The organism is Acinetobacter sp. AOR18_HL (assembly GCF_027855145.1).
GTDB lineage: Bacteria > Pseudomonadota > Gammaproteobacteria > Pseudomonadales > Moraxellaceae > Acinetobacter > Acinetobacter pittii.
The window spans coordinates 88704-111466 of the sequence record NZ_JAKTIG010000065.1; the positions used below are offsets into that span (position 1 = coordinate 88704).

Annotated in this window: 22 protein-coding genes; 17 read left to right on the forward strand and 5 right to left on the reverse strand. The window is 39.2% G+C overall.

Annotated elements, in window-relative coordinates; all coding sequences use genetic code 11:
* Positions 1–6: 6 nt before the first annotated feature.
* The 12 genes from ppsA to alr all read left to right on the forward strand — a co-directional run bounded on the left by ppsA (position 7) and on the right by alr (position 12427).
* Entirely contained in the window at positions 7–2394 is a 2388-nt protein-coding gene (ppsA, locus tag MKL51_RS16970; RefSeq protein WP_005803576.1) for a phosphoenolpyruvate synthase, read from the forward strand.
* Positions 2395–2458: 64 nt separating this feature from the next.
* Positions 2459–3214, forward strand: coding sequence for an RDD family protein (locus MKL51_RS16975; RefSeq protein ID WP_002119677.1), 756 nt, complete (start codon positions 2459–2461; stop codon positions 3212–3214).
* A gap of 316 nt (positions 3215–3530) precedes the next feature.
* Positions 3531–4583 carry a ubiquinol oxidase subunit II gene (gene cyoA / locus MKL51_RS16980; protein ID WP_270904366.1) on the forward strand — a complete coding sequence of 351 codons (1053 nt, stop codon included), beginning with the start codon at positions 3531–3533 and terminating at the stop codon, positions 4581–4583.
* 3 nt (positions 4584–4586) lie between these two features.
* The gene (cyoB, locus tag MKL51_RS16985; RefSeq protein ID WP_005068497.1) at positions 4587–6578 is read left to right on the forward strand and encodes a cytochrome o ubiquinol oxidase subunit I; all 1992 of its coding nucleotides are present in this window, start codon (positions 4587–4589) and stop codon (positions 6576–6578) included.
* Between the two features lie 4 nt (positions 6579–6582).
* Positions 6583–7203, forward strand: coding sequence for a cytochrome o ubiquinol oxidase subunit III (gene cyoC / locus MKL51_RS16990; protein ID WP_002119759.1), 621 nt, complete (start codon positions 6583–6585; stop codon positions 7201–7203).
* Entirely contained in the window at positions 7203–7532 is a 330-nt protein-coding gene (locus MKL51_RS16995) for a cytochrome o ubiquinol oxidase subunit IV (protein WP_000094534.1), read from the forward strand. Before cyoC ends, MKL51_RS16995 begins: the two co-directional genes overlap by 1 nt.
* 10 nt (positions 7533–7542) lie before the next feature.
* Entirely contained in the window at positions 7543–8421 is an 879-nt protein-coding gene (gene cyoE, locus MKL51_RS17000) for a heme o synthase (protein WP_005073589.1), read from the forward strand.
* Positions 8422–8603: 182 nt separating this feature from the next.
* Positions 8604–8987: a 30S ribosomal protein S6 gene (gene rpsF / locus MKL51_RS17005; protein WP_002119610.1), complete on the forward strand. Its 384-nt coding sequence runs from the start codon at positions 8604–8606 to the stop codon at positions 8985–8987.
* Between the two features lie 11 nt (positions 8988–8998).
* The gene (gene rpsR, locus MKL51_RS17010; protein WP_000090661.1) at positions 8999–9226 is read left to right on the forward strand and encodes a 30S ribosomal protein S18; all 228 of its coding nucleotides are present in this window, start codon (positions 8999–9001) and stop codon (positions 9224–9226) included.
* An 8-nt stretch (positions 9227–9234) separates the two neighbouring features.
* Positions 9235–9681 carry a 50S ribosomal protein L9 gene (gene rplI, locus MKL51_RS17015; protein ID WP_000382591.1) on the forward strand — a complete coding sequence of 149 codons (447 nt, stop codon included), beginning with the start codon at positions 9235–9237 and terminating at the stop codon, positions 9679–9681.
* 197 nt (positions 9682–9878) lie between these two features.
* Entirely contained in the window at positions 9879–11324 is a 1446-nt protein-coding gene (gene dnaB / locus MKL51_RS17020) for a replicative DNA helicase (RefSeq protein ID WP_002119718.1), read from the forward strand.
* A gap of 32 nt (positions 11325–11356) precedes the next feature.
* Positions 11357–12427, forward strand: coding sequence for an alanine racemase (gene alr, locus MKL51_RS17025; RefSeq protein ID WP_080973586.1), 1071 nt, complete (start codon positions 11357–11359; stop codon positions 12425–12427).
* Between the two features lie 59 nt (positions 12428–12486).
* Here the strand turns inward: alr and MKL51_RS17030 are convergent, their stop codons facing one another.
* Genes MKL51_RS17030 through MKL51_RS17045 form a run of 4 tightly spaced genes read right to left on the reverse strand, consistent with a single transcriptional unit; the run spans position 12487 to position 16189 of the window.
* A complete protein-coding gene (locus MKL51_RS17030) occupies positions 12487–13221 on the reverse strand; it encodes a proteasome-type protease (RefSeq protein WP_002119721.1) in 735 nt (244 codons plus the stop codon).
* Positions 13222–13237: 16 nt separating this feature from the next.
* Positions 13238–14017 carry a transglutaminase family protein gene (locus MKL51_RS17035; protein WP_017480828.1) on the reverse strand — a complete coding sequence of 260 codons (780 nt, stop codon included), beginning with the start codon at positions 14015–14017 and terminating at the stop codon, positions 13238–13240.
* A gap of 2 nt (positions 14018–14019) precedes the next feature.
* Complete coding sequence (locus tag MKL51_RS17040) at positions 14020–14616, reverse strand: alpha-E domain-containing protein (RefSeq protein WP_017480827.1); 597 nt, start codon at positions 14614–14616, stop codon at positions 14020–14022.
* A gap of 22 nt (positions 14617–14638) precedes the next feature.
* The gene (locus tag MKL51_RS17045; protein ID WP_270904367.1) at positions 14639–16189 is read right to left on the reverse strand and encodes a circularly permuted type 2 ATP-grasp protein; all 1551 of its coding nucleotides are present in this window, start codon (positions 16187–16189) and stop codon (positions 14639–14641) included.
* A 225-nt stretch (positions 16190–16414) separates the two neighbouring features.
* Here MKL51_RS17045 and MKL51_RS17050 point away from each other — a divergent pair, with 225 nt between their 5' ends.
* Positions 16415–17422, forward strand: coding sequence for a helix-turn-helix transcriptional regulator (locus MKL51_RS17050; RefSeq protein ID WP_017480825.1), 1008 nt, complete (start codon positions 16415–16417; stop codon positions 17420–17422).
* Between the two features lie 377 nt (positions 17423–17799).
* On the opposite strand, the gene mnmG is transcribed toward MKL51_RS17050, so the two are convergent.
* Positions 17800–19680, reverse strand: a complete 1881-nt coding sequence (mnmG, locus tag MKL51_RS17055; RefSeq protein ID WP_017385460.1) for a tRNA uridine-5-carboxymethylaminomethyl(34) synthesis enzyme MnmG — start codon at positions 19678–19680, stop codon at positions 17800–17802.
* Positions 19681–19911: 231 nt separating this feature from the next.
* Here mnmG and MKL51_RS17060 point away from each other — a divergent pair, with 231 nt between their 5' ends.
* From MKL51_RS17060 to fis, 4 genes are all read left to right on the forward strand, one after another.
* Positions 19912–20142: a hypothetical protein gene (locus MKL51_RS17060; protein ID WP_002119672.1), complete on the forward strand. Its 231-nt coding sequence runs from the start codon at positions 19912–19914 to the stop codon at positions 20140–20142.
* Between the two features lie 154 nt (positions 20143–20296).
* Complete coding sequence (prmA, locus tag MKL51_RS17065) at positions 20297–21202, forward strand: 50S ribosomal protein L11 methyltransferase (RefSeq protein WP_017480823.1); 906 nt, start codon at positions 20297–20299, stop codon at positions 21200–21202.
* Positions 21203–21214: 12 nt separating this feature from the next.
* A complete protein-coding gene (locus tag MKL51_RS17070) occupies positions 21215–22060 on the forward strand; it encodes a zinc-ribbon and DUF3426 domain-containing protein (protein WP_005073576.1) in 846 nt (281 codons plus the stop codon).
* Positions 22061–22436: 376 nt separating this feature from the next.
* Positions 22437–22706 carry a DNA-binding transcriptional regulator Fis gene (gene fis / locus MKL51_RS17075; RefSeq protein ID WP_001086304.1) on the forward strand — a complete coding sequence of 90 codons (270 nt, stop codon included), beginning with the start codon at positions 22437–22439 and terminating at the stop codon, positions 22704–22706.
* The last annotated feature ends 57 nt before the right edge of the window (positions 22707–22763 follow it).

A 22763-nucleotide genomic window follows, 5' to 3' on the forward strand; every position in this document is an offset into this window, starting at 1 on the left:
AGTGGAGTGAAAACTTTGGAAGCGCGCGTAATCGGTCTAGAAAAATTAGGGAAACACGATGTCGAACTCGTAGGTGGGAAAAACTCATCTTTGGGTGAAATGATCAGCCATTTATCAAATGCTGGTGTATCGGTACCTGGTGGCTTTGCAACTACTGCTGCTGCCTATCGTGAGTTCTTAGACCAAAGTGGTCTTAACGCTCGAATTCAAGCAGAACTTGCTCAACTCAACGTCGATGACGTAAATGCTCTTGCAGAAACAGGCGCTAAAATTCGTCAATGGATTGTAGAGACTCCACTCACTGCAACCTTAGAACAAGAAATTCGCGCCGCTTTTACAGCACTTTCTAACGGCAACCCTGACATCGCGGTTGCCGTTCGTTCATCTGCAACTGCTGAAGATTTACCAGATGCTTCTTTCGCGGGTCAACAAGAAACTTTCTTGAATATTCGCGGTATTGATAACGTACTTATTGCGATTAAAGAAGTATTTGCTTCTTTATATAATGACCGTGCAATTTCTTATCGTGTGCATCAAGGTTTTGATCATGACATCGTTGCACTTTCAGCGGGTGTTCAGCGTATGGTTCGTTCTGAAACTGGCGCTGCGGGTGTAATGTTTACACTTGATACAGAATCTGGTTTCCGTGATGTGGTATTTATCACTGCATCTTACGGTTTAGGTGAAATGGTTGTACAAGGTGCCGTTAACCCAGATGAGTTTTACTTATCTAAACCATTATTAAATGCAGGAAGACATTCTGTTTTACGTCGTAACCTTGGCTCTAAACACCAAAAAATGATTTATGGTGAAGAAGGTTCCGCGGGTAAATCTGTTGTTGTTGTTGATGTTGAAAAACAAGATCGCCAACAATTCGCTTTAAATGACCATGAGTTACAAGAGTTAGCTAAACAAGCGCTTATCATTGAGCAGCATTACGGTGCGCCAATGGACATCGAATGGGCAAAAGACGGTGATGACGGTCAAATTTATATTGTTCAAGCTCGCCCTGAAACTGTAAAAAGCCGCCAAAATGTAGGCACTATGGAACGCTACCTTCTCAAACAAAGAGGTACTGTTCTTTGTGAAGGTCGTTCAATTGGTCAACGTATTGGTTCTGGTAAAGTCCGTATTGTTAACTCAATTAAAGAAATGGACAAAGTTCAAGAAGGCGACGTTCTTGTATCTGATATGACCGATCCTGACTGGGAACCGGTAATGAAACGTGCTGCTGCAATTATCACTAACCGTGGTGGTCGTACATGTCACGCAGCAATTATTGCACGTGAACTTGGTGTACCAGCGATTGTAGGTTGTGGTAACGCAACAGAAGTATTAACTGACGGTCAAGAAGTAACTGTTTCTTGTGCTGAAGGTGATACAGGTTTCATTTACGAAGGTGCTTTAGATTTTGAAGTTCAACGCAACTCAATCGAATCTATGCCTAAGCTTTCGTTCAAAATTATGATGAACGTAGGTAACCCTGACCGTGCATTTGACTTTGCTCAAATTCCAAACGAAGGTATTGGCCTTGCTCGTCTTGAGTTCATCATTAACCGTATGATCGGTGTGCATCCAAAAGCCCTACTCAACATTGACAGCCTACCTCGTGAAACTCGTGCTGCGGTTTTAACTCGTACAGCGGGTTATGCTTCACCTGTAGATTTCTATGTTGAAAAATTGGTTGAAGGTATTGCAACTCTTGCTGCTGCATTTGGTGACAAGCCAGTTATCGTTCGTATGTCTGACTTCAAGTCAAACGAATACGCAAACTTAATTGGTGGTAAGTTATACGAGCCTGAAGAAGAAAACCCGATGCTGGGTTTCCGTGGTGCAAGCCGTTATGTATCTGATAACTTCCGTGATTGTTTTGAATTAGAATGCCGCGCACTTAAGAAAGTTCGTGACGAAATGGGTCTCACCAATATTCAAATCATGATTCCTTTTGTACGTACAGTATCTGAAGCGAAACGTGTTATTGAATTACTTGCACAAAATGGCTTGAAACGTGGTGAGAACGGCTTAAAAGTAATCATGATGTGTGAATTACCAACTAACGCCCTGTTGGCTGAGCAATTCTTAGAGCACTTCGATGGTTTCTCTATTGGTTCTAATGACTTAACTCAGTTAACGTTAGGCCTTGACCGTGACTCAGGTATTGTTTCACACTTATTTGATGAACGTGATGCAGCTGTTAAAGCACTTCTTTCAATGGCAATCCATGCCTGCCGTAAAGCAGGTAAATATGTAGGTATCTGTGGTCAGGGTCCTTCAGATCATCCAGATCTTGCAAAATGGTTAATGGAACAAGGTATCGAATCTGTCTCTCTTAACCCAGACTCAGTTTTAGATACATGGTTCTTCCTTGCTGAAGAAAAAATCAAGCAAATCTAATATGTTATAAAAAAAGGCCCATCCGTGGGTCTTTTTTCATCTTTAGAATAGAGAATTTTTATTTATGCAAATTTACTTGGCACGTAATAATCAACAAGCTGGGCCTTATACTTTAGAACAAGTAAATCAAATGTTGGCTAGTCAACAAATTTTGTTAACTGATTTAGCTTGGCATGAAGGCATGACAGAATGGAAAGCTTTAGGAGAATTAACCCAAGGTAAACTTGTATATCAACCTATCGGTTATTCTGTACCTACAATAAATACGAATACATCAACTAATGAAACTATTCGTCAAATTCGTGTAGAACCTAAAGTTCATGAACTTGCGTCTATTCCGGCTCGGGCTTTAGCAAAAATTATTGATTTATTGCTTTGGTTACCGATCGCTGCAATTCCTTCTTTTTTCTTTAATGAAGCTCAATATAAGCAATTATTCGAGTTACAAAAACAGATGCAATCTGCCGAAGTCGCATCGACTAAAGCTGCAGAATTGCAACAGCAACTTTTTACTTTAATTCCAATAGAAGCTTGGCATTCAATGCTTCTTTACGTCGTAATTATGCTTGCAATTCAAGCCGTTCTTTTAACAAAGTTTGGTCAGAGTATAGGTAAGAAAATCGTTGGAATTAAAATTGTAGATGCTGAGGACAATAGCAAGGTTAATTTAACTCGCATCTTCTTATTAAGAAGTATTGTTTTTATCATATTAAACTTACTCTTTATGCCGATCAGTACAATTATTGACTATGCTTTTGCATTAGGACAAAAGCGACAAGCTTTACATGACAAAATTGCAAGAACAAAAGTGATCAAATGATAGTAAATGACTCATTCATTTAATGTCTAAAAAAAGAGGAGGCACCCTGCCTCCTTTTTTCTATAGTGAGTTGATATTTAAATAAAAGCTCTATTGAAATTAGATACCCTACAAAAAAAATCGGGTTTTAAAACAATTATTTCAGCCTACTTTATGTATAGCTTAGTTTGTCGATATGAGGCATAATGCCCTACAACGTAGCGGTGTCATATAATTGAGAAGTCTAAATTTAAGGATTAGCGTTCTCAATCATGCGACACTTTAATCGCTATCCCATATTTAATTAGGGAATGGGACTCTTCACCGAGGTTGTAAAATGAGACAAACGATTTTAGCTGTATTGTCTTTATCAACGCTTGCCGCACTTTTGACTGGGTGTGGTGGTGATATGGTACTTCTAAACTCTAAAGGTCCAGTTGGTCAAGGTCAAAGTGACCTTATGATGACTGCGATCTATTTAATGTTACTTGTGGTGATTCCTTCAATCATCATGGCATTATGGTTTGGTTGGAAATATCGCGCGTCAAATAAAGATTCAGACTATAAACCTACATGGGCACACTCAACTGCAATTGAAGTTGTAGTATGGGGTATCCCTGTCATTATTATTGGTATTTTAGCTTGGTTAACTTGGTGGGGTTCCCACAAGTATGACCCATACCGTCCTTTAGAATCAGATAAAGCACCTTTAACTATTCAAGTTATTGCTGAACAGTTTAAGTGGATCTTTATTTATCCTGAACAAAACATTGCAACAGTTAACGAAGTACGTTTCCCTGAAAAAACTCCGTTAAGCTTTAAAATCACTTCTAACTTTACAATGAACTCATTCTTCATTCCGCAGTTAGGCGGCCAGATTTATGCAATGGCAGGTATGCAAACTCACCTTCATTTGTTAGCAAATGAAACTGGTGTATATCGTGGTTTCTCTTCTAACTACTCAGGTTACGGTTTCTCTCAAATGCGTTTCAAGGCGCATAGTGTTACAGAGCAACAATTCAACGAATGGGTAGCAGCGGTTAAAGCAGGTAATGGTTCAACCATTAACCCAGAAGCAGTTCAAAAAACTACGCTTGACCAAGCTGAATTGGCAACCTTACGTGATGGTAACCGTTCTAAGCATCAGATCGAGCATTTAGTAAATCGTGCTAAAGCTGCTGGTGATGAAAAAGCAGTTGCTGAAGCTGAAGCTATGAAACCGTTCCCGACTAAGCCACACCCTGTGACTTATTACTCTACTGTTGAGCCTAAATTGTTTGAAACAATTATCAACCACTATATGAGTAACTATCATGGTGTTGACCACTCTGCTGAACACGCAACAGCTGACACTCATGCTGCAGCTGAACACGCTGCTCAAGGGGAATAAGACATGGATATGATTTTTGGTAAACTGGGTTGGGACTCTATCCCGACAGAGCCAATCGTACTTGTCACCATGGTCCTTATGGCAATTGGTGCAATTGCAGTGCTTGGCGGTATCACCTATTTCAAAAAATGGGGATATTTGTGGAATGAGTGGTTTATTACGGTAGACCATAAAAAGATTGGTATCATGTATATCATCGTATCTGTTGTCATGCTTCTGCGTGGTTTCGCCGATGCGATCATGATGCGTTTACAACTTTTCCTCGCTAAAGGCGGCGGCGAAGGTTATCTACATCCTGACCACTATGACCAGATCTTCACCGCACACGGTGTAATCATGATCTTCTTCGTAGCAATGGGTCTCGTTGTAGGTATGATGAACATCTCTGTACCTTTACAGATTGGTGCTCGCGACGTTGCTTTCCCATTATTGAACTCTTTAAGCTTCTGGTTATTCGCTGGTGCTGCTGGTTTAATGATGCTTTCACTTGTATTAGGTGAATTTGCTGCGACTGGTTGGATGGCTTACCCTCCTCTATCTGGCATTCAATATTCTCCTGGTGTAGGTGTCGATTACTATATCTGGGCACTTCAGGTTTCTGGTCTAGGTACGCTTTTATCTGGTGTTAACTTCTTCGTTACCATCATCAAAATGCGTGCGCCTGGCATGAAATTAATGGACATGCCTATTTTCACATGGACTTCACTTTGTACGGCTGTATTAATCATTGCATCATTCCCTGTATTAACAGGTACTCTTGCAATGCTTACTCTTGACCGTTACTTCGGCTTCCATTTCTTCACAAATGAGCTTGGCGGTAGCCCAATGCTTTATGTGAACTTGATCTGGACATGGGGTCACCCTGAAGTATATATCTTGGTATTACCAGCATTTGGTCTATACTCAGAAATCGTTGCAACCTTCTCTCGTAAAGCGTTGTTCGGTTACAAGTCAATGGTGTATGCAACTATCGCGATTACTGTTCTTGCGTTCGTTGTATGGCTTCACCACTTCTTCACCATGGGTGCTGGTGCGAACGTTAACGCGTTCTTCGGTATCATGACCATGGTTATTGCGATTCCTACTGGTGTGAAAATCTTCTCTTGGTTATTCACTATGTATAAAGGTCGCATCACCTTTACTACTCCAATGTTATGGACGCTTGGCTTCCTTGTAACATTCGGTATCGGTGGTTTAACTGGTGTACTTATGGCTGTTCCACCTGCGGACTTCTTGGTACACAACTCATTATTCTTGATCGCTCACTTCCATAACGTAATTATTGGTGGTGTGGTGTTTGGTATGTTTGCCGGCATCATTTACTACTGGCCAAAAATGTTTGGTTGGAAGCTCAACGAAGCATGGGGTAAAGCTGCGTTCTGGTTCTGGTTCTTCGGTTTCTATTTTGCATTCATGCCACTTTATATCCTTGGTTTCATGGGTATGACTCGTCGTTTGAATACATATGACAACCCTGAATGGGATCCGTACCTTGCGATTGCATTATTTGGTGCTGTTCTTGTTGCGATTGGTATTGCATGTTTCTTAATGCAAATCATCGTTGGTTTCTTACAACGTAAAGACAACATGGACCTTACTGGCGATCCATGGGATGCTCGTACGCTTGAATGGGCGACCTCTTCCCCTGCTCCGTTCTATAACTTTGCGCATGAACCAGATGCAAGCGGTATCGACCGTTTCTGGACTGACAAAGAAAATGGTGTAGCATACGCACGTAACACTAAATATGAAGACATCCACATGCCGACTGATCGTGCTGCTGGTTTTGTCATTGCAATGTTCATTACTCTTCTTGGCTTTGCACTCATCTGGCATATTTGGTGGCTCGTTGTTGTTTCATTCGTTGCAGCTGTTGTTAGCTTGATCGTAAGCTCATTCACTAAGAATGTTGACTACTACGTTCCTGCTGCTGAAGTTGAGCGTATTGAAAACGAACGCTATGCTTTACTTGAAAAACACTTGAAGAAGGACTAAGGAAATGGCTGAAGTACTTCATCACGACAACCACGGCCATGACGGTCATCATGAACATGATGATACCGACTTAACGGTTTTTGGTTTCTGGACATACTTGATGAGTGACTTGATTCTTTTCGGATCACTCTTCATTGCGTTCGCTGTATTAAGCAGTCATGTTCCAGCAGGCACTCCAAGCGCATATGACCTATTCCATGACTCATTAGGCTTCGTGTTAACTGAAACATTTGCCTTATTGATTTCATCGGTAACCTTTGGTTTTGCTGTACTTGCATCTTATAAAAAGAATGTAAATCAAGTTATCACTTGGTTATTTATTACATTCCTTTTTGGTGCATCGTTCATTGGAATGGAAGTCTATGAATTCCATCACCTTGTACATGAAGGCCACGGTCCAACTCACAGTGCATTCTTATCATCGTTCTTTACTTTGGTTGGTACACACGGTATCCACGTAACTTCTGGTTTAGTGTGGATGCTTGTATTAATGTATCAAATTAAAACTAAAGGTTTGACTTTACCGAATACACGTCGTCTTGCTTGCTTAAGCTTGTTCTGGCACTTCCTTGACATCGTTTGGATCTGTGTATTCAGCGTCGTTTACTTACTGGGAGTTCTCTAATGAGTAGTCATGAGCATAATGCTGCTGGTGCGTCACACGGTAACTTTAAGCAATACACTGTTGGATTTATCCTTTCTGTTATCCTCACCATCATCCCTTTCGGGATGGTGATGGCGGGTGGTTTCAGTCGTGGTCTTTTAGTTACAGTGATTGCAATCACTGCGGTTGCTCAGGTTCTTGTACAACTTGTGTACTTCCTACACATGAATACATCATCTGAACAACGTTGGAATATGATTGCATTCATCTACACAATCCTATGTATCGCCGTACTTTTAATCGGTTCTGTGTGGATTATGAATTACCTTCACTACAATATGATGATCTAAACTGATTGTCATGTTGAGAAAATATCTATTCCTGACTAAACCAGGAATTCTCTTCGGTAATTTCATTACCACCTTGGGCGGCTTTTTCTTAGCCGCCCAAGGCTCTATAGACATCTTATTATTACTTCTCACCCTACTTGGAACAACTTTAGTTGTGGCTTCTGGTTGTGTGGTTAATAATGTTATAGATCAAGATATTGATACAAAGATGCAGCGCACTCAAAACCGTGCACTTGTTAAAAAAACAATCTCTCCTACTGTTGCGCTGATATATGCATTAGTGCTTGGAGTAATTGGTTTTAGCATTTTGTGGTTCGGTGTAAATGGTTATGCATTTTTGTTTGCAATGATTGGTTTTATTGTCTATGTCGGTTTTTATAGCTTGTGGACCAAACGTACTTCAATCCATCAAACCGTCATTGGTAGTATCTCCGGAGCGAGCCCTCCTGTTATTGGTTATACAGCAGTAACTCATCAATTTGATGTGGCAGCCTTGCTTTTGTTTTTAGCATACGCTTTATGGCAAATGCCTCACTCTTGGGCAATTGCAATTTATCGTTTTGATGATTACAAAAATGCGGGAATTCCAATTTTGCCTGTAGCACGTTCTATTTATCGTACGAAAATTGAATGTGTAATCTATATCCTATTATTTGCAGCTGTTTTAAATGGGTTATATTGTTTTGGCTATACCAATGTATTCTTTTTAATTACCTTTAATGCTTTGACTGCATATTGGTTATATTTATCAGTTATTGGATTTAAAGCCGTAAATGATCAATTGTGGGCTAAACGTTTTTTCCTGTACTCGGTCATATTAATTACCCTGTTAAGTTTGAGCTTTAGCTTTACCTATCAATCCCCTGCTCCAAATCTTCCTCTCTTTTAAACAAGAGAGGATTTCCTCTTTATAGTAAAGAAGTTTTACTTTTCTGATCAAAAGATTTGTTTTTAGTCGAACTTTTACCTATAATTCAGCCTTCGCAATTTTTGCGACATAACTTATTAAGTTATGACTCCTTGCTTCTAATTTTTTTTATTAGGGGCTGTTTAAACCGTAAGGAGCTGACAATGCGTCATTACGAAATCGTACTTTTGGTACACCCAGACCAAAGCGATCAAGTTGTAGGTATGGTTGAACGCTATATCTCTCAGATCAAAGAAGCTGAAGGTCAAATTCACCGTTTAGAAGATTGGGGCCGTCGTCAATTGGCTTACCCAATTAACAAAATTCACAAAGCGCACTACATTCTTATGAATGTTGAATGTGGTCAAACTACGCTTGATGAGTTAGAAGAATTATTCCGTTATAACGACGCGATCATTCGTAACCTTATCATCCGTCGTGAACACGCAATCACTGAAGAGTCATTGCTTGCTAAGAGTGCTGAAGAAAAGCGTGCGCGTAAAGCTCAACGCGAAGAAGCACAGCAAGTTGCTCAAGAAGCTGAATAAGGAGAACATCAATGGCACGTTTTTACCGTCGTCGCAAGTTCTGCCGCTTTACAGCTGAGAATGTTGCGTACATCGACTACAAAGATATCGACACTTTAAAACAGTACATCACTGAAAACGGCAAGATTGTTCCTAGCCGTATCACTGGTACTAAAGCTCGTTATCAACGTCAATTAGCACTTGCTATCAAACAAGCTCGCTATTTGTCTTTGATTCCGTACACTGACAACCATAAGTGAGGTGATCTGTGGACGTTATCTTATTACAACGCATTAAGAACCTTGGTAAATTAGGCGATAAAGTATCAGTTAAAGCTGGTTACGGCCGTAACTTCCTTATCCCTCAAGGTAAAGCAGTTGCAGCTACTGAAGCTAACACTGCTGCTTTTGAAGCTCGTCGTGCTGAACTTGAGAAGCAAGAAGCTGAAGTTTTAGCTGCTGCTCAAGCACGTGCTGAACAATTGAATGAAGTTAACATCGTTATCACTGCTAAAGCTGGTGACGAAGGTAAACTCTTCGGTTCTATCGGTACTCGTGACATCGCTGACGCATTAACGAATGCTGGTCTTACAGTTGACCGTGCAGAAGTTCGTTTACCAAATGGTGCGCTTCGTCACACTGGTGAATTCAACATCGCAATCCAATTGCACCATGATGTTGTTGCAGAAGTTCTCGTTACTATCGTATCTGAGTAATTTCTCATCAAAAAAAGAGCATGCTTTTGCATGCTCTTTTTTTATGTTTCAAATTTTAAAATAAGATATATTAATTCCTGATCAGTTCTTCAGTTTAATTGGTTTTTTAATTAGGTAGTTTATTTAATTTTGTTTTAAGATAGTTCTCGGCTTTATAGCCTCTTTGTGTACACCTTTCTTTATCATCAGGTCTAATTATGTCTCAGGCGAATGCCACTTCTTTAGCGCTTTCATCTCCAACAGAAAATAAAACGAGTGAATCAGGCCAACTTAAAGAGTTTCGCACTCCCCCACACAATTTAGCTATTGAACAGGCTGTTCTAGCTGCCCTGATGACAGTTGCCGAATCTTTCGAACAAGTTAACGATGTACTCAAAGAAAATGATTTTTACGCGACTCGCCATAAATATATTTTTCGTGCAATCGAGAAATTAGCACAAGAAAACTCACCCTATGATGCTGTCTTAGTAAGTGACTGGCTCTTAAAACAAAATTTACTTGATGCTATCGGTGGCGAAGAATATTTAATGCAGCTCATGGCTGACTCACCTTCAAGTTTCTATAACTTAGAAACTTATGCTACTAAAATTAAAGAATTTTCTACGCTTCGTAGCATGATTAAAGTTAGTACTGAAATTTTACAAAATGCTTATGACACCAAAGGCCGCGGTGTTAGTGAAATTTTAGACTTAGCTGAAACAAGTATTTTCTCATTAGCAGAACAGCACAATAACAATAAAAAAGATGCTGGTCCAAAATCTATTAGTTCTGTTACCGCAGACGTAATTAGTAAGCTTGATGAGCTTTCAAAATTAGATGGCAATATTACAGGTTTAACGACTGGCTTCTTAGAACTTGATAATAAAACATCTGGTATGCAACCTGGTGACTTAATTATTGTTGCTGCACGTCCATCGATGGGTAAAACTACTTTTGCCATGAATCTGGTTGAGAGTGTTTTGCAATATAACAAGTTACCTGCTCTGGTCTTTTCAATGGAGATGCCAGCAGACTCGATTGCGATGCGTCTTATTTCCGCAATGGGTAAAGTCCATCAAGGACATTTACGCTCTGGTAACCTCGATGCAGATGAATGGACCAAAGTGACTGGTACAATTTTGCAGCTTCAGCAAATGCATCTGTATATTGATGACTCATCTGCCCTACCTCCAACTGAACTCCGTGCCCGTGCTCGTCGTGTTGCCAAAATGCATGATGGTAAAATCGGTTGTATCATGGTCGATTACTTGCAGCTCATGAAAGTCCCAGGCATGGGTGATAACCGTGTAGGCGAGATCTCGGAAATTTCACGTAGCTTAAAAGCGTTAGCGAAAGAAATGCAATGTCCTGTTATCGCACTTTCCCAGCTTAACCGAAGTCTGGAAAACCGTCCAAATAAACGCCCTGTAATGTCCGACTTACGTGAATCTGGAGCGATCGAGCAGGATGCCGACTTAATTATGTTTATTTACCGTGATGAGGTTTATAACAAAGAGTCAAAAGAAGCCGGCACTGCAGAAATTATTATTGGTAAGCAGCGTAACGGTCCAATTGGTTCAGTTCGTCTTGCTTTTGAAGGTCAATATACTCGATTTAGTAATCTTTCTCCTGAGTATTACAGCCAATATGATGATGAAGAATAAGCTCTATCTCTAGCCCAAAGGAGTAAATGAGGGTGCGCCAAGCAACAGTTTATATTGACCGCAATGCACTTCAATATAACTTAAACCGTGTCAAACAACTCGCAACAAATTCAAAAATTGTAAGTATGGTAAAAGCCAATGCTTATGGACATGGAATCAAAGACTGTTTAGCAGCCTTAAATGCATCAGATGCCTTTGGTGTCGCCTGCCTACAAGAAGGTCTGGAAATCCGTGAACTCGGATTTCAACAACCTGTTACTTTAATTGAAGGGGTATTTTCTGAAGATGAAATGCCAATTGCGATTAAACAAAAATTTGAATGTGTCATTCACCATCCACAACAATTTGAATGGTTGATTAAACACAAACAAGCATACATCAGCCAAGGCTTAAAAGTCTGGGTGAAACTTAATAGTGGGATGAACCGGTTAGGTTTTAAAAATCCAGAAATTATTGAAGTTATTAAGACTTTAAAATCTGAAGGATTTACTTGTGTACTTGCGATGCATTTCGCAAATGCAGATGTAGACCATCCACTTAACGAGCAACAAAAACAACAATTTCTACAGGTTAAACAAGCTTGTGATCCAGTGTTAGCTTCTTGCTGTAACTCTGCTGCTATTTATAAATGGCCAGAGTTACATTTTGATTATGTTCGTCCGGGTATCATGCTTTACGGCGCCTCGCCTTTTGCAGATAAAACAGTCCATGATCTTGACTTAAAACCAGTGATGACTTTTTCAGCAGAAGTGATTGCACTCAATCATATTCAAACTAATGAACATGTCGGTTATGGATCAACTTTCTGCGCCACGCAAGCAATGGATATTGCAATTGTTTCTATAGGTTACGGTGATGGTTATCCACGAGCTTATATTAAACAAAACCATGTCGCTATCGATAAACAACTCTGTGCGGTTGTAGGGCGCGTGAGCATGGATATGATTGCAATTGACGTGACAGGCAAGCAAGTAAAATTAGGCACTCCAGTTGAACTCTGGGGTCCGCATCGCCTAGTTGATGATGTTGCGGATGCAAACGGAACGATAGGATATGAGTTACTCTGTCGATTAAGCAATCGCCCCACTCGTAAAAGCACTTAAATAATAAAATATAAAAAAATCCAAGCATGCTTGGATTTTTTTATGTAAACATTCAAAATTTATCGCCAGTAATCATCTGTAGGCTTTGGCATTTCCTGTAATCCCCGACGAAGAGTATCTGACCATTGTTTACTAATCTGTGAGAAATAAGGATCATCTTCAGTTATTCGTTTTCCCATAGGGATAACAAAGCTATCTTTAATGTATACCAATGCATCAAGTGGTAAGCCAACCGAAACATTTGAGCGCAAAGTCGAATCAAAAGAAATCAGGCTACAACGTAATGCGTCGTCTAGTGGCATTGCATAATATAAAGCTCGATCCAGAATAGGCTTTCCATATTTACTTTCACCTATTTGGAAATAAGGTGTATCTGTAGTTGCGCAAATGAAATTGCCTTGTGGATAAACATTATAAAGTTGCATGTCACCACCCTTAATCTGCCCACCCACCAAAATACTACAGGCATAATTCATTTGTTCTTGGGTGTCCGAACTAATATCCTCTAAAACAGTTTTTAAGGTTTTACCAATTAGTTCAGCCGCCTCAAACATCGTATTAACACTATATAAATTAGGCTCTTGCTGCAAAGTCAGGGCATTTTGTAAATGACCTATAACAGCTTGCGTTGTTGCTAAGTTACCTGCAGTTTGCAAGGCAATAAAACGTTCTCCGGTAACGCCGAAAGTATGCAGTTTTCGGAACACAGAAATATGGTCAACTCCTGCATTGGTTCTTGTGTCACTAATAAACACTAAACCTTGTTCCAATCTTAACGCACAACAATAGGTCATTTCATTCTCTTTACATTCAACATGCCAACACTTGAACCACAGACATCATATTCTCAACTCCACCTTGCTCTCTTATGCCACGAATAGGTGCCACATCAAGATAGTCACGTCCTACTGCAAGGTAGATATGATGTTTGGGTGTAAACAACTGATTGCTTACATCAAAACAATACCACTGATTTTCTAAAAATACCTCCGCCCAAGCGTGACTGGCAAGGTGCGGATAGTTTTGATCAAATAGATAACCAGAGACATAACGTGCAGGTAATTGTAGCGCACGACACATCGCAATTAAAATGTGAGCATGATCTTGGCATACACCTTGACCAGCATGAAATGCTTCGATCGCAGTTGTCTGAACCGAAGTACTTTCAGGCTGATAAAGTATTTTTTGCAAGATATATTCGCTTAATAACGCAATATGCTGTCGATCCCTAACCACTACAATATTTTTAGCAAAGTCCAACATTTCCGAATCACATCGAGTTGCACCTGTCATCTGCAAAAACAAATTTGTAGGTGTAGAGAGATCTACACAACCTAGTTCTACATTTCGAAGCTCAACAATTCCTTGGGCCATAAATGTAAGATGTTGATATGGATAACGCTGACTAGCCGTCATCCATACATTGTTAAATATATCTCTCTTTATTGTTTTATCACCCGGCACGCTAATTGCCCAATTCATAACATGTTGGTGAGGCGATGTTTGAGGCATCATTTTAATATACTGAATGCTATTCCGAGCAGTTTCAGTATAGCTATAATGCGTTTGATGATTAACCATCAATTTCATAATCAGCCCTCAAACATATTTTCCAACTGCTGTGTAAAAGTATAATAAGCGTCCCACGTAAGTTGCTGCTTTAGTGCTTGCCAATTTTCATTTATATTTTCCCAATTCAAATTAGCGAGCTGTTGCACCACAGTATCTAGCTCTGATATGAGAACAGATAAATCTTCACCAAAACGCAGTTCTATATCAAATTGCTCTATTTTTTGGCCTAAATACAAAAATAAACGAACATCTTCATGTTCCGCTTCTAGTATTCGTGTGCATTGTTCGACTGCTTTACTCAATGCATCAGGTTGAGCTTGAAGCGTATTAATCACATTATTTAATTCTGCATAAGCATGTGATGACAAAATACCTCTTAGTTCCTGAATATTATCTTTAGCAATAATGAGCTGGTTCAGTAATGAAAATGTTTGCTTCTTGTCTAACATATAGTGATTTAGTAATTCAGCATTTTCTATGACCAAACCAAATGCTGCTGCAAATCTTGTTGCTTTCTCATCTTCTGTAAAGGGTAAATGAGAGGCTGCAAATTTAACTCGCATCAAATATCGACCCAACCAATATATTTGATGCGCACTCGAATTGAGTAAAACCATAAAGTTCCTCTTTAACCCACAATCAGGAATGTAATGTTTCAACAACCCATGTATCTTTTATACCGCCACCTTGAGATGAATTTACGACCAAAGAGCCAGCTTGCATAGCTACGCGTGTTAAACCACCAGGTACAATCTCTGTACGATAAGGTGAGCTCAACACAAATGGACGCAAATCAATATGACGTTCCGCTACTCCGCCTGTTGTTAAAGTTGGAGCGACAGATAAAGCTAAGGTAGGTTGTGCAATATACATATGAGGCATCGCAATCAATTTTTTTCTAAAGTCATCAATTTCGCATGAGCTTGCTTTAGGTCCAATCAACATGCCATATCCGCCCGAACCTTGTGCTTCCTTAACGACTAATTGATCAAGATTAGAGAGTACATAGTCTAAGTGTTCTTCTTTACGGCACTGATAAGTGGGTACATTTTTTAGAATTGGTGTTTCATCTAAATAATATTGAATCATTTGATCTACATAAGGATAGATAGATTTATCATCAGCCACACCCGTTCCAGGTGCATTTGCAATCACGACATTTTTTTGTAAATAAGCAGACATAAGACCTGCTACGCCTAAAGCACTGTCTGGTCGAAATGCTAAAGGATCTAGAAAGTCATCATCTAAACGGCGGTAAATTACGTCTACTTTTTGACGCCCACGAATAGTTTTGACAAATACTTGATCATTTTCTACAAATAAATCCCGATTTGTAACCAATGGCACATCCATTTCACGTGCTAGAAAAGCGTGCTCATAATAAGCACTATTAAAACGCCCTGGTGTTAGCACCACAATAAAAGGTTGATCTGCAGAAGAATTTTCTTGCAATATTTCTTTTAAAAGTTTTGGATAATGCTCAATCCCCTGTAAATTATTAGCTGTACATAGCTCAGGCATTAATTTCTGGCTAATATTTCGGCTCTCAATCATATAAGACACCCCAGAAGGTGTTCTCAAATTGTCTTCTAATACAAAAAACTCCCCTTCACCATCACGGATAATATCGATCCCGCTAATTTGTGAATAAATTTTTCCTTTTAAAGAATGTTTAAGCATATGGGGTTGAAAAGCATCATTTCCCATAATTTGTTCTTCGGGAATGATTTGTTCTTTTAAAATATGTTGTCCATGATAAATATCATCTAGGAAATAATTTAATGCTTTAACACGCTGTGCACAGCCTGAGGCAATTTTTTCCCATTGTGTTTTCTCGATTACTCTTGGAATTAAATCAAAAGGAATAGTGCGCTCCGTTCCTTCTTTATCGCCATAAACATTAAAAGTAATCCCATGATAAAGAAAATGCTGTTTTGCTTGGGTATTTAACTCCTTTAACTCATCTAAAGTACGGATGCTCAACCATTGTTCAATTTTTTTAGAAGCTGCACCATTTGATGTTACATCATCAAGCATCTCATTAAAGAACTGTGATTTAAGTTGCTCAAAGAGATTAGTTTGCACAGAAATATGTTCTAAAAAAGAGGTTGGGTTAATGAGTGCTGTTGTTGTCTGCTCTTGTATAAAAAAATCATTATCTAGATGTAATTCATGCTCTTGTTCTGACATAACCACCTCGTCTTATCATTTATCTATATTTCATTTTTAAATAAGCAATTTCAGTGCCACTTATATATCTGTAATACTTGTACGGCATCATTGTTATAACTTTCTTCTAAATCTTATCATCGTTTACCCAATGGGCTATAAACTGAATCTGACAAACTTGCTAAATCTGTAAAGATTTTTTATTGTGTTGACACCAAAGCAATTGGATATAGATGTATTACGCTTATGTCTGTAATAGAAAAAGAAACTTCGAATAGTTTGTATCGCCAATGGCAGATCTTGTCTCGCCTACCGACCGGCAAATGGATCGGGACTCGAGAATTGCAAGAAATGCTTGAGCGCGAAGGTATTGATATTAGTTTAAGGACTATTCAGCGTGACTTAAATCAAATTGCTCAGCGTTTTCCGATAGAGAGCAATAAAGCCGTACCTCAGGGCTGGCGGTGGCAATCAGATGCACCTATTCAAAGCTTACCTCACATGACAAGTTCTCAAGCGGTAACTTTTATGATGGTTGAGGAGCACCTTAAGCACCTCCTTCCCCCGAGCCTGCTTGATGAGATGGGACCATGGTTCGATTTGGCCAAACGTAGCCTCTCTACACAAAATAATGTGAGACAGTGGATTAACCGTGTACGTATTGTTCCGGCAAGTCAACCTCTTATTCCACCTGTTGTCGATCGAAATGCTCAACAAGCAATTTATGAAGGCTTGCTCCAAGACAAGCAAATAGAATGTGTTTATCGGGCACGGGTCAATCAGGGTGAAGATAGAACTTATGTTTTAAATCCTTTGGCTTTGGTACAAAAAGGTGCAGTCATTTATTTAATTTGCACAAGACATGACAAAACTGAAGTGCAAACATTTGCTCTGCACCGTTTTAAATCAGCAAAAGTATTAGACAGCCGAGCACTGCATCCAGTTAATTTTGATATTGATCATTATATTGATTCAGGGGCTTTAGGCTTTAGAGTGGACTACAACCAGCCAACTGAATCAATTCAGCTCACCCTAACTATGACAGAGCAAACTGCGAAAACCTTTTATGAAAGTCAGTTAAGTAAAGACCAAACAATTACTCCGCTTGAAGAAAATATTGTAGAAGTTTCAGCAACCGTACCTTTTACATCTCAACTAGTATGGTGGCTACGTAGTTTTGGCAAGAAATTACTGCATATTGAGCCAGTTCAAGTACACAACGCTGTACGTGAAATTGAAACTGATAGTAAGTAGATATAAAAAAGAGAACCATAAGGTTCTCTTTAGATTTTGAATTATAATTTTCTTAATTTTATATTGTTCTTATTTTTTTACTGTTTTCAGATCAATGTGTTCTCCCCCCATCAAAACTGATCTGCTCTTTCTTTTGCGCTATTTTAAACATGAGCATTGGCATGCCATTTCACATCCATTGTAGCGAATTGATTTCATTGTCATGATTAAAGCCCTCTTGTTTGAACGTGAATTCAATATAACTGGCGACTTAAAATATGTGAAATAAGAAAAAAAGGAAGCGAAATCTCTTTTCTTCCTTAGGAAGTTTCCATATATTTTTTGAACAGAAAATAAAAAAGCCCAGTCTTAACTGGGCTTTTTGTACATTTAAATGATTAAGCTGTTTTCTTAATCATATTATTCTTACGAATTGTGATCATTACAAGCTGAACTGCTGCTGGTGTAACACCAGGAATACGGCTTGCTTGAGCTAAAGTTTCTGGAAGAACTGTTTTTAACTTCTGCGTGATTTCACGTGACAATCCAGACACGACATCATAGTCAAAGTCGGCAGGAATTTTAGTTTCTTCAAGACGCTTTAATTGAGCAACATCTTCATGCTGACGGTTAATGTAACCTTCATATTTCACAGCAATTTCAATTTGCTCCCCCACTTGTTCTGAAACTTCAGAACCAGTAAGTTCAGCAATTTGACCGAAGGTGATATTAGGGCGCTTGAGCAAATCAATCGCACTACATTCCTTACTCAAATCAGCACCCGTCATTTCAACGAATTTTTTACCCATAGGGTTATTTGGTGCTGCCCATAAATGTTGTAAACGAGAGGTTTCACGCTCAACCGCTTCCATTTTCTCGCAATAAGCAGCCCAACGAACATCATCAACCAAACCAAGTTCACGACCAATAGAAGTTAAGCGCTGATCCGCATTATCTTCACGCAACATCAAACGATATTCAGCACGTGAGGTAAACATACGGTACGGTTCTTTAGTACCTAACGTGATGAGGTCATCAACCAACACACCCATATAAGCTTGGTCACGTTTAGGCGTCCATTCTTCTTGCTCCCACGCACGACGCGCAGCATTTAAACCTGCAAGTAAACCTTGGGCACCAGCTTCTTCATAACCTGTTGTACCATTAATTTGACCAGCAAAGTACAAGCCATTAATCGCTTTAGTTTCAAGTGTAAATTTCAAAGCTTGCGGATTGAAATAATCATATTCAATTGCATAGCCCGGACGTAAGATATGAGCATTTTCCATACCACGAATTGAACGTACAAGCTCGAACTGAACATCAAACGGTAAAGAGGTCGAAATACCGTTTGGATAAAGCTCGTGTGTATCTAGACCTTCTGGTTCCAAGAATACTTGATGTGAGTCTTTATCAGCGAAACGGTGAATCTTATCTTCGATTGATGGACAGTAACGCGGACCTACACCTTCAATAACACCAGTGTACATTGGTGAACGGTCTAAACCACCACGAATAATATCGTGGGTTTTTTCATTCGTATGCGTGATATAACAGTTTACTTGTTCAGGGTGCATAGAAGCATCACCCATGAATGACATCACTGGAGATGGGAAATCACCCGGCTGCGGAATCATGACTGAAAAATCAACTGAACGTGCATCAATACGTGGTGGAGTACCGGTTTTTAAACGTCCCACTGGTAATTTTAATTCACGTAAACGTTGAGCAAGTGCAATAGAAGGAGGATCTCCCGCACGACCACCGCTTGATTTTTCTAAACCAACGTGGATGACACCACCCAAGAATGTACCTGTAGTCAACACAACAGTTTTAGCATCAAAGCGAATACCCATTTGGGTAACAACACCTTTAACAGTATCGCCTTCAACAATCAGGTCATCAGCTGCTTGCTGGAAAATATCAAGATTTGCTTGATTTTCCAAAGTATCACGAATGGCAGCTTTGTAACGAACACGGTCAGCTTGGGCACGTGTCGCACGCACAGCTGCACCTTTACGCGAATTTAAAATACGGAACTGAATACCACCTTTATCGGCAGCAAGAGCCATTGCACCGCCAAGTGCATCAATTTCACGGACTAGGTGAGACTTACCAATACCACCAATTGCTGGGTTACAACTCATTTGGCCCAAAGTCTCAATGTTATGGGTCAAAAGCAAAGTCTGTCGTCCCATACGCGCAGCAGCAAGGGCCGCTTCCGTACCTGCGTGACCGCCACCGATAACGATAACATCATAAACTTTAGGATAGTGCATGAGTACAAAAACACCAGAAAAAAAGACGGAACATTATAGCAAAATTATCTGCTTATTGATGTACATAATTACAAAATTGTCTTCACATAATTTACGCTATGCCACATGATTTGACATTTTGTTTCATGAATTCAATACAAAGTGAATGTTTTTAAAATTAATTCATCTTAGAATAAAAAATGTACAGCACTTCTATGACTTTAAAATTAACGCAACGAGAAGGAATACAAAATGAAAACGACCATGTTAAAAATCTTAACTGCATCTCTAATTTGTTTTTCAGGCGTAACTTTTACCCATGCTGCTGACACGAGCAAAGCTGAAATGCAAAAACAAATTCGAGTCTGTGCAAAAAAACAGCAAGGTGAATGGGTTTCATACAATCACAACGGTGTAACCTTTAACGGTACTTGCCAACCAAACGAAAATGGCAAGTTACAATTTAAGGCCCCTGCTCCTTAATCTGTTTTGACATAGGTATAGAAGAAGTCATTTATTTCCCGCTATATCTCATCAGTATTTTCAAAGACGGTCCATTAAAGATGGGCCGCTTTCTTTTTTAAAATGGTCTAGTCCGCTACAATACGCCTTTAAATAAAATTTTTAGGTCCTTTTCGTGAAGTGGTTACAAATACACATTACCGTTGATCAAGAACAAGTTGAGTTCACAGAAACACTTTTAATGTCTCTAGGTGCGGTAAGCGTAACGCTGGATGATGCTGAAGATCAGGCTTTACTTGAACCATTACCGGGTGAAACACCTTTATGGAACAAAGTTATTGTGACAGGCATCTATCAACAAGACGAACAAGACCCAATTGATGTCGACACTTTAGAAGCTTTCTTAAAAGCTCAACTTCCAGATGTTCCTATGCGTCATGAAGAACTTGAAGATCAAGTGTGGGAACGCGCATGGATGGATTACTATGAGCCAATTCAGATTGGAGAAAAGTTCTGGATCGTGCCTGAATGGCTAGAGCCACCAGAAGCAGACGCAACTAACATTAAGTTAGACCCAGGTCTTGCATTTGGTACAGGTAATCACGCAAGTACTTTCCTATGCTTACAATGGCTGGGTAAAACTGACGTTAAAGATAAAATCGTGATTGATTATGGCTGTGGTTCAGGCATTTTAGGCGTAGCAGCTTTGTTACTAGGCGCTAAAAAAGTATATGCCACAGATATTGACCCGCAAGCTGTTTTAGCAACGAAACAAAATGCAGAGCTTAATGGTGTATTAGATCGACTATATGTAGGTCTTCCTGAAGAGTTTGATCAAGAATTCAAACCTAAACAAGCCGATGTTTTAGTTGCAAACATTTTAGCAGGACCTTTAATGATGCTTGCGCCTGAATTTGCAAATTTAATCAAATCTGAGGGCGAGTTCGCACTTGCTGGTGTTATTGAAGAGCAAGTTGCTGATGTTTCACGTGTTTATTCTGATTTTTTTGATATATTAGATGTCGAAAAGCGCGAAGAAAACTGGTGTCGCATTTCAGGAAAACGTAAAACAATAAATTGAGATTTTTAACTCATGAATGAAAAACAAACCCGCTGCCCTAAGTGTTTAACAGTTTATAAAGTATCTCTTACTCAATTGACTGTTGCTCAGGGTATGGTTTGTTGCCCTAAATGTAATTCAAGCTTTAATGCCTTAACCCATCTAATCAATATTGAACAGCCAGTTATGGTCAACTCAACGACGTTAGCCAATGGTTCAATGCAGACAAGATATATGACGCATTCTCACGTACTAGATATCTTTGACCAAAAAGTAGAAAACTCTAATATTGATCTTTTAACTTATCTCAACAACTTAAATTACTTTCACAACGAACCTATTAATGCTCTACCAAACCTTAATTTAGCTGAGCAGGCATCCCCACAAGAACAAGACAATAATAAAAAGCATAGTTGGTTGTACTATACGCTCTGGAGCTCTGCCAACCTTATTTTAATTTTAGTCTTTACTTTTCAAATCCTCTGGTTTAACCCTAAGCTCATGCATGCAAGCCCAACCGTTAGCCATGCTTTTAATTACGTTTGCCAAATACTACACTGCAACAAATCAGCAGAACTTTATCAACTTATCTATATAGAAAAGTTAAAAGTCCGCAAGATCGATGCGAACCATACCCAGTTCTCAGGCATATTGCTCAACCAGAATGATAAAAGTATTGAGCTTCCTAACCTAAAGTTGATTTTTGCAACAGAGCCAGACAAAACAGAGGAAATCATATTAACTCCTCAACAATATCTAGTTGAAAACTTAAGGGGTATTCAACGTATTCCATCAAACACTCCTTTCCGATTCCAATTTGAGCTAAACAAAAGCAAAAAAAGGCTAGTAAATTATCGATTAGAAATTGTCCACCCCTAAAATGTAAAAAAAGTGAAAAAAAAATAAAAAAAAATGCAGTTAATTCGCTCACTTTTTCCTAGACAATGGTATGATACGCGCCACGAAAGCTTTGACTCATATACTCCTCGCTCTCAATCCAAAAAAAATACTGTTAAGCATGTGTGCTTTTCTACTTTAAGCGCATAGCCTAACTTTTTTTGTTTTTGAGGGGGCTGTAACAAATATTTAATTATTGTTACGCTTATTTTTTATTCAATACGAAGAAATATGGCAAGCTAATTGTTCTTATGTTTTAGAGTCACTGTTTTAGGATCTAAAACAGGACTCCGTATTTTTAGACCACATTTATATACTACTTTACCCAAGCTAGTATTTGATTTTCGGATTAACTCGCATGAATAGCAAATCTCCTATTTTTACTGCACAATCTGATGTTGCTCTTCGCATCCACGTGGATCGCGCAGTTCGCCATTATTTTGCACAATTGCAAGGTGAGCAACCATCTCAGGTATATGACATGGTGCTAGCAGAAATGGAGAAACCTCTTTTATCTGTAGTTCTTGAATATACACGTGGTAATCAAACGCGTGCTGCAGAAATTCTTGGACTCAACCGTGGCACTTTACGTAAAAAGTTAAAAGCTCACGGTTTAATGAGTGAATAAATGATAAAATGCTCACGACGTCGTGGGCATTTTTTTATGCTTATTGGTTTTAATCCG

What these genes read in the sequence shown, in the direction of transcription:
- MKL51_RS16975 (WP_002119677.1), top strand. Translation starts at nt 2,459, where the DNA reads ATGCAAATTTACTTGGCACGTAATAATCAACAAGCTGGGCCTTATACT.
- cyoA (WP_270904366.1), top strand. Translation starts at nt 3,531, where the DNA reads ATGAGACAAACGATTTTAGCTGTATTGTCTTTATCAACGCTTGCCGCA.
- cyoB (WP_005068497.1), top strand. Translation starts at nt 4,587, where the DNA reads ATGGATATGATTTTTGGTAAACTGGGTTGGGACTCTATCCCGACAGAG.
- cyoC (WP_002119759.1), top strand. Translation starts at nt 6,583, where the DNA reads ATGGCTGAAGTACTTCATCACGACAACCACGGCCATGACGGTCATCAT.
- MKL51_RS16995 (WP_000094534.1), top strand. Translation starts at nt 7,203, where the DNA reads ATGAGTAGTCATGAGCATAATGCTGCTGGTGCGTCACACGGTAACTTT.
- cyoE (WP_005073589.1), top strand. Translation starts at nt 7,543, where the DNA reads ATGTTGAGAAAATATCTATTCCTGACTAAACCAGGAATTCTCTTCGGT.
- rpsF (WP_002119610.1), top strand. Translation starts at nt 8,604, where the DNA reads ATGCGTCATTACGAAATCGTACTTTTGGTACACCCAGACCAAAGCGAT.
- rpsR (WP_000090661.1), top strand. Translation starts at nt 8,999, where the DNA reads ATGGCACGTTTTTACCGTCGTCGCAAGTTCTGCCGCTTTACAGCTGAG.
- dnaB (WP_002119718.1), top strand. Translation starts at nt 9,879, where the DNA reads ATGTCTCAGGCGAATGCCACTTCTTTAGCGCTTTCATCTCCAACAGAA.
- MKL51_RS17030 (WP_002119721.1), bottom strand. Translation starts at nt 13,221, where the DNA reads ATGACCTATTGTTGTGCGTTAAGATTGGAACAAGGTTTAGTGTTTATT.
- MKL51_RS17035 (WP_017480828.1), bottom strand. Translation starts at nt 14,017, where the DNA reads ATGAAATTGATGGTTAATCATCAAACGCATTATAGCTATACTGAAACT.
- MKL51_RS17040 (WP_017480827.1), bottom strand. Translation starts at nt 14,616, where the DNA reads ATGGTTTTACTCAATTCGAGTGCGCATCAAATATATTGGTTGGGTCGA.
- MKL51_RS17045 (WP_270904367.1), bottom strand. Translation starts at nt 16,189, where the DNA reads ATGTCAGAACAAGAGCATGAATTACATCTAGATAATGATTTTTTTATA.
- MKL51_RS17050 (WP_017480825.1), top strand. Translation starts at nt 16,415, where the DNA reads ATGTCTGTAATAGAAAAAGAAACTTCGAATAGTTTGTATCGCCAATGG.
- mnmG (WP_017385460.1), bottom strand. Translation starts at nt 19,680, where the DNA reads ATGCACTATCCTAAAGTTTATGATGTTATCGTTATCGGTGGCGGTCAC.
- MKL51_RS17060 (WP_002119672.1), top strand. Translation starts at nt 19,912, where the DNA reads ATGAAAACGACCATGTTAAAAATCTTAACTGCATCTCTAATTTGTTTT.
- MKL51_RS17070 (WP_005073576.1), top strand. Translation starts at nt 21,215, where the DNA reads ATGAATGAAAAACAAACCCGCTGCCCTAAGTGTTTAACAGTTTATAAA.
- fis (WP_001086304.1), top strand. Translation starts at nt 22,437, where the DNA reads ATGAATAGCAAATCTCCTATTTTTACTGCACAATCTGATGTTGCTCTT.